The organism is Paenibacillus mesophilus, assembly GCF_005938385.1.
In the GTDB taxonomy this organism is placed as follows: domain Bacteria; phylum Bacillota; class Bacilli; order Paenibacillales; family NBRC-103111; genus Paenibacillus_AB; species Paenibacillus_AB mesophilus.
The window spans coordinates 1-10,284 of the sequence record NZ_VCRA01000062.1; the positions used below are offsets into that span (position 1 = coordinate 1).

At 42.7% G+C, this 10,284-nt stretch carries 12 protein-coding genes; 11 read left to right on the forward strand and 1 reads right to left on the reverse strand.

Annotated elements, in window-relative coordinates; genetic code table 11:
* Positions 1 to 373 precede the first annotated feature (373 nt).
* From FE783_RS36800 to FE783_RS36845, 11 genes are all read left to right on the forward strand, one after another.
* On the forward strand, positions 374 to 961 hold the full coding sequence (locus FE783_RS36800; RefSeq protein WP_138884374.1) for a GyrI-like domain-containing protein: 588 nt from the start codon (positions 374 to 376) through the stop codon (positions 959 to 961).
* Between the two features lie 196 nt (positions 962 to 1,157).
* The gene (locus tag FE783_RS36805; protein ID WP_138884375.1) at positions 1,158 to 1,736 is read left to right on the forward strand and encodes a nucleotidyltransferase domain-containing protein; all 579 of its coding nucleotides are present in this window, start codon (positions 1,158 to 1,160) and stop codon (positions 1,734 to 1,736) included.
* Between the two features lie 315 nt (positions 1,737 to 2,051).
* Positions 2,052 to 2,201 (forward strand): helix-turn-helix domain-containing protein, encoded by a 150-nt coding sequence (locus FE783_RS36810; protein ID WP_138884376.1) that lies wholly within the window; start codon positions 2,052 to 2,054, stop codon positions 2,199 to 2,201.
* Positions 2,202 to 2,573: 372 nt separating this feature from the next.
* On the forward strand, positions 2,574 to 2,927 hold the full coding sequence (locus FE783_RS36815; protein ID WP_138884377.1) for a PadR family transcriptional regulator: 354 nt from the start codon (positions 2,574 to 2,576) through the stop codon (positions 2,925 to 2,927).
* The gene (locus FE783_RS36820; protein ID WP_138884378.1) at positions 2,914 to 3,681 is read left to right on the forward strand and encodes a permease prefix domain 1-containing protein; all 768 of its coding nucleotides are present in this window, start codon (positions 2,914 to 2,916) and stop codon (positions 3,679 to 3,681) included. Before FE783_RS36815 ends, FE783_RS36820 begins: the two co-directional genes overlap by 14 nt.
* A 97-nt stretch (positions 3,682 to 3,778) precedes the next feature.
* Positions 3,779 to 4,126, forward strand: a complete 348-nt coding sequence (locus FE783_RS38790; protein WP_274381478.1) for an MlrC C-terminal domain-containing protein — start codon at positions 3,779 to 3,781, stop codon at positions 4,124 to 4,126.
* A 29-nt stretch (positions 4,127 to 4,155) separates the two neighbouring features.
* The gene (locus tag FE783_RS38795) at positions 4,156 to 4,458 is read left to right on the forward strand and encodes an MlrC C-terminal domain-containing protein (RefSeq protein WP_274381479.1); all 303 of its coding nucleotides are present in this window, start codon (positions 4,156 to 4,158) and stop codon (positions 4,456 to 4,458) included.
* Between the two features lie 249 nt (positions 4,459 to 4,707).
* Positions 4,708 to 6,078 (forward strand): flavin monoamine oxidase family protein, encoded by a 1,371-nt coding sequence (locus FE783_RS36830; RefSeq protein ID WP_138884379.1) that lies wholly within the window; start codon positions 4,708 to 4,710, stop codon positions 6,076 to 6,078.
* A 51-nt stretch (positions 6,079 to 6,129) separates the two neighbouring features.
* Positions 6,130 to 7,482 (forward strand): FAD-dependent oxidoreductase, encoded by a 1,353-nt coding sequence (locus FE783_RS36835; protein ID WP_138884380.1) that lies wholly within the window; start codon positions 6,130 to 6,132, stop codon positions 7,480 to 7,482.
* A gap of 91 nt (positions 7,483 to 7,573) precedes the next feature.
* A complete protein-coding gene (locus FE783_RS36840; RefSeq protein WP_138884381.1) occupies positions 7,574 to 7,777 on the forward strand; it encodes a hypothetical protein in 204 nt (67 codons plus the stop codon).
* Positions 7,778 to 8,092: 315 nt separating this feature from the next.
* Positions 8,093 to 8,662, forward strand: coding sequence for a hypothetical protein (locus FE783_RS36845; RefSeq protein ID WP_138884382.1), 570 nt, complete (start codon positions 8,093 to 8,095; stop codon positions 8,660 to 8,662).
* 147 nt (positions 8,663 to 8,809) lie between these two features.
* On the opposite strand, the gene FE783_RS36850 is transcribed toward FE783_RS36845, so the two are convergent.
* Positions 8,810 to 10,033, reverse strand: coding sequence for an IS110 family RNA-guided transposase (locus tag FE783_RS36850; protein ID WP_138884383.1), 1,224 nt, complete (start codon positions 10,031 to 10,033; stop codon positions 8,810 to 8,812).
* Positions 10,034 to 10,284 lie beyond the last annotated feature (251 nt).

Below are 10,284 nucleotides of genomic sequence, written 5' to 3' on the forward strand. Positions count from 1 at the left end.
AAGAACATGACAACATACTCCACAGATTGATTTTGATTCTTATGTAGTGGCTGTCAGGCCATGGCTGACATTCTTGGAGGACAAGAACATACATTCAATGAAAGTTTCGGCTTTATATTTTTTATGTATAAGTTCTTGTCCATTTCGCTGGACAAGAACTTACATCGTTACCCGAATGGGGACAAGAACATACCATCCTTAGCCGCGACTGAACAAAAAACGGTTGAGGGAGGGGGCCATAAATTGGAAATGGGATGAAGCTAACGGGCAGTTTAACGTGGTGGTATCACAGATAATTTTTATTTACAATCGAACATACATTCGGTAGAATATTTATGGGTATTTATTACATTTAAAAAAGGATGTTGTATAGATGACAATGTCTAAAATTATCAAAGATGATATGAAAAAGCAATTAAAAGGAGTGTACTCCACTGGAGAAAAGAGTAAACAAGTAAGAATACATGAGCTGCCCGATTTGAAATATATCGTTACAACGAAGTACGGAAGATATGATTTTCGTAAGCTGCCTGATTTCAAAAATATATATAAATGTTTGAACAGAGTAAAACACTACACTGCAAAAAACCTGAATAAAAACTTTATTATCGGACCTACAGAAGTTGAATGTGAAGACCGAGCAGGTGATGAAGCGTCTATTGTTATCATGATATGTGTACCTGACTATCTAGACGATCAACTGCTTCAACATGCGATGATGGATAGTATTGGCCACGTTGATCATTCAATTCATCTAAAGACGATCCCTGGCGGTATGTTTGCTCAAATATTACATGAAGGTACATACGATGACATTATACATACGAAAGCTAAACTGGATAAAGAAATAATGGCCAATGGATATGTATCAAAAGGTACTTGTACAGAAATCAATTTGGCTCCAATGTTTCACAACAACCAATGTAAAACCATTATTAGACAGCGTATTGAAACTATATAAGTGATGGTGGTATTGATCAATCTTTCACGACGGCAGCCGACCAAAATGTTCGGCTGCCGTCGTTGCGCTAACGGGGCAGCATAGTTGAGAAGTTGCTACCGAGCAGATCCATTTTTGTTTAAGTAAAGCAGCACTAAGTGATGAAAAAGCAAAATATTGACAAGGATTACTCGGTAAACTTTGTGGAGGGAAATGAATGGATATTCGTTATAAACCGTTGACCGATTTGGTTGTAAAACGCTTTACTGAGCATCTCAGTTCTCGTCTTCAATCTATCTTTGTAAAAGGTTCCGTTGCAAGGGGGGATGCAATTTGGGGAGTTTCTGATTTAGATTTAGTTCTTGCATTCGAACAACCTAATAAGACGGATAACGAGGTCAAACGTGAGGTAGAATTATTGGCGAAAGAATTGCCCGGTGGAGATGCTTTGGTAATACAGCGTGTCAGTGAGGATCGTCTAAATCAAATGGGTAAAGGGACCAAGGCATACTGGTTATATTCCTGCCGATATGATGCAGAAGTGTTGTTCGGAATCAGCCCAGAAAAATTCCTTCAGGAACCTCCAATGGGTTTAGAGTTGGCAAACCTAATCGGACCAATAATAAAAAAAGATGGGGAAGTCGAATTAACTAAGTCAAGTTTAAAACGCCATGAGAGCCGACATATTGCGAAACGAATAATAAATGGATTAGCATTACCCATTATAGCGGAAGGGAGAACTCAGTATTTAGTTCCTCTAGAAATAGTTAAACTACAATTTCCCAATATGTTGTGAAGCATATCAAGGCCCTTACGTCCATTTATTCAGAAGCACCAGTTATAACTGATATAAGTCCATTGGCCAATGCTTGGAGAGATACATGGGAGTTTGTTGGGCAGTCAGGGATTAATATAAAGGACTAAGCTGACGTGGTACGAGAGCTTTAATATTACGACTTAACGAGGCAGCCGGCGAATCGATCGGCTACCCTAGCGCCAAAATGGTCAGTGCTCAACTATTAGTTGAGCTTTATTAAACCAATATTTAATTGTCCCCTCTGATCATGTATGTCATGATTGAACAAAAGATCAAAGAGGAGGAATAATTAAAATGCCTGATCCAACAGCATCAAATATAGGCTTGAATATTAAAAAGTTGAGGTTAAATAAGCAATGGACGCAGCAGGAATTGGGAGAACATTTGAATATAAGCCCACAAGCTGTGTCGAAATGGGAGAACGGTTCTGCAGCCCTTACGTGACATTTGAGGAAAACGAGGTCCATTGCGGAATTTGTCATACAACATTTAAACGGTGCCCAGATTGCTAGCAAATATACCACCACCGTGAACAGCATTGTACGGATTGCCATCATTCTTATCGAGCGAATATGATCCATTGCCCGGATTGTCATCAAAGTTGTACCGAAAATGAACATACATGTTTTGAATAGTTGGACCATTCATTTCACTACAGGGTACGTTAGTGAAATGATTATTACTGGAGCAGGCGCCGCGGCGACCTGCTTTTCATCATTGAAGTAACGGGTAGACTAGTGAAAAGCACTTTTATTTGAAAGAATACCTTGCATTATTAGGTAATATAGAATATAAATAATATAAGGAGGTGTGAAATTGGAAATTAATAAAGAGGTTTTAAAAGGTCACATTGATACTCTGATTCTTTCATTGCTACATAACAGGGATATGTATGGTTACGACTTAGCAAAAACGGTTCGGGATAAAAGTGAAAATACATTTGAATTGAAGGAAGGCACGCTTTATTTGTCCCTAAAGCGGCTTGAGCAAAACAAATGGGTTGATTCATATTGGGGAGAAGAACATGGTCCTGGTGGAAGACGAAAATACTATAAACTTACGTCTTTAGGTGATGAGGAATTAAATCGTAAACGTTCGGAGTGGCAATTTGTAAAAAAAATAATGGATTCTTTTTTAGAAGGGAGCGAAAGGCCGAATGAAACGAATTGACGAGTATGTGAGTTCTGTATATGCCCATGTTGATGGGAATGAAGCAAAAGAATTGAAAGAGGAAATGAGAGTACATTTGTTAGAAGCGGTTGAGGAGTTAAAAGAAGAAGGAAAATCAGAAGAAGAAGCTGTTTCGATTGCATTAGAGCGTTTTGGTGATGAACAACTGTTGAGGCGGAAGGTAGTTGAACATTTCCGGGTGCCTCGTGTTTTCTCTGTGAATTTGTTACGTACAGCAATTATTTTTGCAGTACTGGGTATATTGATTGGATGTATTTTTGCTTATAACGAATACCGGTTGCTCTACCAGCGGGAAAGCGTTGAGGAGTTTACGCTTTCTGTGCTGAACGCCGACCGTGAAATCAGCGAAGGCGACAAAGAAATCATTGTTGAATACGTAGAGAAAGCCCCCCAGGTCAAAAACCTCTATATTTATCCGGAGAACTCAGATTCTTATTTCAAGGAAGCGTTCGAGTACCAAAATCCGAAGCCGTTCAAACACATTATGTATCTAAACGGAATGGCGGGCAAAGCCTATTCAAACGGAAGTTGGATCGTGAACATTAACTTCGAGCATTTTCATCTCGCCTGGATAAATGCAATCGTTATTTGCTTTGTAGTTTACTGGGTACTGTTTGCCATATGGGCAATGATTCAGGCATACAGACATTGCAAACTGCACCCTTTATGGATGGTTGCATTTTCACTCTTTAACGTCCCAGCATATTTTGTATACCGTGCATCATTGAGGTAATGATTAAACTAAACGGGGTACGATAGCGAAATCAGTAGCAGGCGCCGCGGCGACCTGCTACTGAGCAACAACAAGCAACAACAAGCGGGTCAAGTTCTTGTCGTTGCTGGCCGAAAGGACGGCCGAGACGTTGGCCGCGAAAGTAATGGAGCGGAAGCCGGAGGAGGGCATCGACCTAGCGCTTCGGTCGGAAGCGAGGCCAATCGTGCTGAACGAAACTTCCGACAATCCGGGTGCCGGAACACCGGGCGACGGCACTTATTTGCTGCGTGCGATGCTTGGGCGCGGGCTTTCGGAAGCGTGCTTCGCCTTCATCTATGATCCGAAGACGGCTGAGCAAGCTCATGCCGCGGGCGTTGGCGCGACCATCGACATCCGTCTCGGCGGGAAAACGGATGACTGGCATGGCTCACCGCTCGATCTGGGGCGTATGTCAAAGCATTAACGGACGGCAAATTCGTTACCACCTCGCCGATGGGCAAAGGTACGAGGTCCGATCTTGGCAAATCCGTCCGGCTGCAGGCGGAAGGACTCGATTTTATCGTATGTTCGGTGCGGAACCAGGTGTTCGACGAGCAAGTCTTTTTGCTGCACGGTCTGGACGTGCGTGCGATGAAGCTCGTCGGGCTGAAATCGAGCCACCATTTCCGGGCCGCGTTCGAGCCGCTTTGCGAACGGATCATCACCGTCGATAGTCCGGGGCTGTCGATGTTCGATTTCACGGCTTTCCGTTACGAGCACGTGAGGCGGCCGATTTTTCCTCTGGATCGGGAGTAGTAAATTTTTCAATGAGTTGATTCTGTCTGTCCTGCGATAGAGCGTCCTCCTGGATGATGGGATTTTAAGGGCTATGACCCGTTGCGTACTCCCATCGTACCGAGGCGCTTTTTTTTTTTGCAAATCTGATAATTGAAGCTCTACAGGAATGCTAACGGGCAGCATAGGATAATAAGAAGTGCCATTGAACTAAAGAATTATAAAAAAAGCATGATGTATATAAAGTAATATTTGGAGGAATCGGACTTTATGGCGATAGGTCGTTTTCCTGAGCGAATTGTAGTTATTGGGGCAGGGATGGCGGGCTTGGTATGCACTTTGGAGCTTATGAAACAAGGATATAACGTGCGTTTATTAGAGGCAAATAGTCAACCGGGTGGTCGCATATACACAATGCGGGATCAATTTGCCGACGGAATGTTTTGTGAAATGGGGGCTGCCTTCATTGGAGCGCATCATTTTCTCACATTGAGTTATGCCCGGCAAGTCGGGGTTCAATTAATAAATTTACCAGTCCCCAATAGAAGTTTGTCCTATATCAACGGGAGATTAATAATAGATTCTCCGGATGAACCTGCACTATGGCCTGTTTCACTTACAGCCGAGGAAAGAATTTTAGGATATGCGGGAATCTTGGAAAAGTATCTTAAGCCGGGGCTTAAAGCAGCGGGTAATCCTTTTTTGCCGGGCTGGCCCACAAAACAAGCGGTACAGCTCGATTCAATGACAATGGAAGAATATCTTAAAGGTCAAGGAGCATCTTCGGGTGCGATTAAACTGTTTGAAATTGGATATATGCAGATGTTAGGTGATGGTATTCGCAAAGTATCCGCATTACAGCGACTGCTTGACCTAAAAATGGCCAGTTCCGAAAGAAGTACACATACTATAGCAGGTGGAATGGATCAATTACCTAAAAAGCTTGCCCTTACAATTGGCTCTAATATCAGTTATGGATGTGCTGTGACGCATATTGAACAAAGTAATAAAGGAGTAACTATCCAATTTAATAATTCAGGCGAAGTTTTCACTATCTGCTGTGATCGGGTCGTTGTGGCCATTCCCTCTACAGTCCTGCGTACAATTCATTTTTCTCCGCCACTTAGCAAAGAAAAAAATGAGGTCATTCAAAATCAACTTTCTACCTCCGTTACGCGTACCGTCATACAAAGCCGAACTAGATTCTGGCATAACTTAAGTACCTTTGCTACAGTAAATACAGATCTGAAAATTGGATGGTTGCTTGATGCTACCTTCACTCAAACGACATCAAGGAGGGGGTTAATTTGTTCCTACTCCTCCGGTGAATCGGCGCGAGAAATATCTAGAGTTGGTAATATTTATTCAGCTGTATCAGAAATCAAACAGGTGCTTCCTGAATTGTCGAATAATTATGAAGGTGGGACGGTCTTTTCTTGGGATCATAATCCTTACTCCCGTGGTGCGTATGCTTGGTATAAGCCGAAACAGATGATTCGAATGCTCCCAACACTGTCTTCCGAACAGGGTAGAATTTACTTTGCTGGCGATAATACAAGTCTTTTTCCCGGTTGGATTGAAGGTGCGATCTCTTCTGCGTTACGAACAGTAAATCAAATTATTTCAGGTAGCAGCATATAGTGCGGTGATGTATGTATTAAGATCATTTGGCGAAACGAAGGGAACGAATAGATGATTAAACGAAGAATAGGAGCACATGCAATTGTTATAGGTTCCGGCATAGCCGGACTTTGTACTGCTCAAGTGTTATGTCGTTACTTTGAAGACGTAACCTTACTTGAAAGAGGTGCAGAACCTCACGATAAACAACCCAGAAAGGAAGTTCCACAAGGATATCATCTCCATGCTTTACTCAAGGGAGGGGAACAAGCATTGGAACAGCTATTCCCCGGTATCGTCCAAGCTATGAGACAGGATGGTTCAACCCGTATCAATGGTTCAAAGGATCTCAAATGGTTTCATCACGGAGTATGGAAAAAGAGGTTTGAAGGTGAAATATTTGTTCATCTCCAAAGTCGCCCTTTTTTGGAGAAACATATTCGACTTCTAGTGGAAAAAAATCCAAACTTGCGTATCCATTATAACATGATGGCTTTACAACCCATATTTGATGAGAATCAGAACATCATTCTTGGTGTACAGGCAAAAGAAGCAGTTTCGTCACAGAGAACGGATCTCTACGCTGATTTGGTCATCGATGCAAGCGGGTATGGATCAAGATTTCATCAATGGTTTCAAATGAGAAATTATCATGATCCCGAAGAAAAAGTTAAAATTGACCTTTGTTATGTTAGTCAAATCTACCAATTAAATGCTATGCAAAGGGATTGGTCAACTCTCCTGGTGTATCCTTCTGCGCCGATAGAAAAAATCGGAGGAGCAGTTTGTCGTATTGAGGGAAATCGCCATATTTTCACGTTATTTGGATACGATAGTGAACTGGCTCATTCCGATCTTGATTCTGCCCAAAACTTTATCGAGTTAACAAAGAAGTTGCCATATACGATGATTTACAATGAGCTTCAGGATGCAAAACCTCTCTCGGAAGTCAAACTACATAAGGTTCCTTATATCGTACGTCACCATTATGAGAAGGTCAAAAATCTTCCGCAACGATTTTTATTTATTGGTGATGCTTTCTGTCGATTTGATCCGGTTTTTGGACAAGGCATGTCAGTAGCTGCTATGGAAGCTTTGGTGTTAGATGATTGTCTCCAACGAGATTGGAAAGAAACGAAGGGGATTTCAACCCGATTGACTAAGCGATTCTATAGAAATATTTCTAAGGTCATTGACCCCGTATGGAATATGATTATTATTGAGGATTTTCGTTATCATCATGTGGTGGGGAAGAAGCCTTTTGGGCTTGCTCTTCTTCAATGGTATACCGGACGGATCTTTCATCGTTCTTCTCAAAATACCGATATCTATAATGCTTTTATCTATGTCATGAACTTATTACGCCCGGTTAGCACGTTGTTTTCACCATCGATCCTTTATAAAGTACTGCGCAAAAATAGTTAATTTCGCACGTGGCAACTGGTAATTCATTGAACTAACGGAGACGATAATTCAACAACTCCAGCTACAATCTCTTGGGAAGGTGGCTATTGAAATGAGTAATGATAACACTCGGATCTTTTTCTACGGCTTTGTAGTCGGAAGTGTTCTGCTGCTAATGCCTATACCGCATTTCGTGATTTGGAGTGGCATTTTAGAATATGTTGAGACTGTGTTCCGTTATATAGGTTTTGTTTTAATTGCAGCATGCGGTATCAAAATAATAGTGCGTGTTGTCAGAACCTTTTTAGGAAAGTGAATTTCAAACTGATTGTTACGCTAACGAAGACTGTTAGTTCAACCAAATAGCGGCAGTCTAGGACTATTTTTACGGTTCAGACTGCCGCTGTTTTCAAATATATACTGATAACAGCGGCTGGATCGAGCAGCTTCAAATGTCTTCCTAGACCTTTCAGATGCGGACGCATAGCGTTCGGCGCGCCGGCTTTGAGCTAACGGGAGAAATGTTGAGCAAAGAACGTAACTAACTGCATGCATTCCACCCCATAAGTTGTAAATTGAATACGAAGTTATTGATATATTAGTATTCATCTCAAACATTGGGGGATTTATGATGTTACAGGTTATTTTAGTATTAATTTCATTGACTTTAAGTGCTTGTTCAACAAGCTCAGAGAAAGTTTTGCAAAAGCAAGAGCCTGGGATCTTTTATCAAAGTGATTTACAAGTCCACGAATCAACTACAAATGCAAAAATTAGCTTTGGTATGAGCAAAGAACAAGTTGACAAGGTGTTTGGAAAATCCAATGATAAGAATTTTCTGGGGATATATTCCTATGATGGTTTTGAAGTGTTTTATCGGGATAACAAGGTTGTTGGCTTAATTTTATCGTCAGACAAGCAAACTGCAAAGAAATTTTTAACGAATAGAGGTATTGGAATAGGAAGTATGTATGAAGATGTTAAGGGAAAATATGGAGAAGGCGTGATTTACGAGAATATTAACAATATCACTTATATTTTCGAGGAAGTCAATGGGAAATACGTTGTGAGGAAATCCAAAATTGAAGTTATAAATCCATCAAATACCTTTGTTATTTCAATGAACGCAAATAATGGAGTAGGTAAAGGGATAACTACGATACATATTTTTGATTACAAATTTGCTTATGAGTCGAAATAATCTAAGGTAACTGAATAAGTCTCGATACCTCGTTGAACTACCCTGAAAATAACTCATAGCGTATGTCCAAAAAAGACAATAAGAAACTAGGCGCAGCTCAAGTGATTTTTTAAAAAGCTGCGTCACCTTGAAGATGGAGAGAATCGTTTAGGATGCTTCGGGAGCGGCTAGGGTTACAGTAAAGCCAAGATTCTCTAGCTTTCGAACCGTCTGTTTGACGATGGAGTCCTGGTGTCGTTTTTCAAAGTAATCTACGCCTAAATCTTTGTAGTCTTCCTGTCGGGTCAGCAAATGGTATGCGATCGTCATGATGGAATGTGCTACGGCAACGGCTGCTCGGTGCTTTCCTTTGCGAGCTGCGATTCGTCTGTACTGAGCTCCGAGGTAGTTGTCAGATCCCCGTATGGAGTGGGAGGCCTCAATGAGGGCGGAACGGAGATATTTGTTGCCTTTGCGTGTTCTGGAGGACTTCCGTTTACCGGCACTCTCGTTATGACCTGGAACAAGACCGACCCATGAGCATAAGTGCGCAGCACTTGGGAAGCGCGAACCGATGTCAGTCCCGACTTCGGCAAGGATTTGTTCAGCGGTTCGCCGGGCGATTCCCGGAATGCTGTCCAGTCGATCCAGGTCTTGCTGAAAAGGGGAGAGCCGTTTGGCTACCTCCATGTCGAGTTCGGCGATTTGTTCCGTTAGGAAGTCTACATGGGTAAGCATCGTTTTCAGCAACATGGGCTGATGGGAGCTCATGTTACCGCGCAGCGCAAGCTCGAGCTCTTCTTTCTTTTTCTTCATCGTTCTGCGTGCGAAGCCGGCAAGCGTTTCCGGGTCTGTCTCGCCATTCACCATGGCCTCGAGCATGTCCCGACTGGAAAGTCCCATAATATCGGACACAACAGAAGCAAGCTTGATGTTGGCGCCTTCCAGAACTTTCTGTACCCGGTTATGTTCGCGGGCGCGTTCTTGAATGAGGCTGCGGCGGTAACGGACCAACTCTCGCAGCTCACGTTGGTTGCGATCAGGGATGTAGCTTGCCTTTAGCAAGCCGTGACGGAGAAGATCGCAAATCCATTCGGAGTCCTTCACATCCGTTTTTCGGCCGGGGACAGCCTTCATGTGTTGTGCATTCACGACGAGGAACTCGACGTCTTCCGCCTCAAGCAAGTTGACGATAGGCTTCCAGAATACACCGGTACTCTCCATGGCTACGTGAGTACAGCGGTGTTCCTTGATCCAATCGATTAGCTCGAGAAGATAGACGGTGTGGGTAAGAAATGTCCTGATCTCCTTTCCCTCGGGTGTAACGATGCAAGCTGTAATGTTCTTTTTGTGAACATCCAATCCGCATGCCCGTTCAATGAGAACATCCATGAAAATCACCCTTCTACGGCAAACCGAATTGAGGGCTGGTGCAACAACCAAAAAGGGTTAATCTACCCTACGTGCTTCCCATGAGGGAGCAACATTCCGTGGTGCACCGAGGTCGCTGGGGTCAGACTAACGGTTGGGTTCGCGACACCATAGTTCATCGACCTCCCTCGCCAGCCGTAATCTAATTATAAAACGTCTAGCCCCCATTTTCATATCTCTGTGGTGCCCCGTCAAGGGGCATGGTTGGCTAA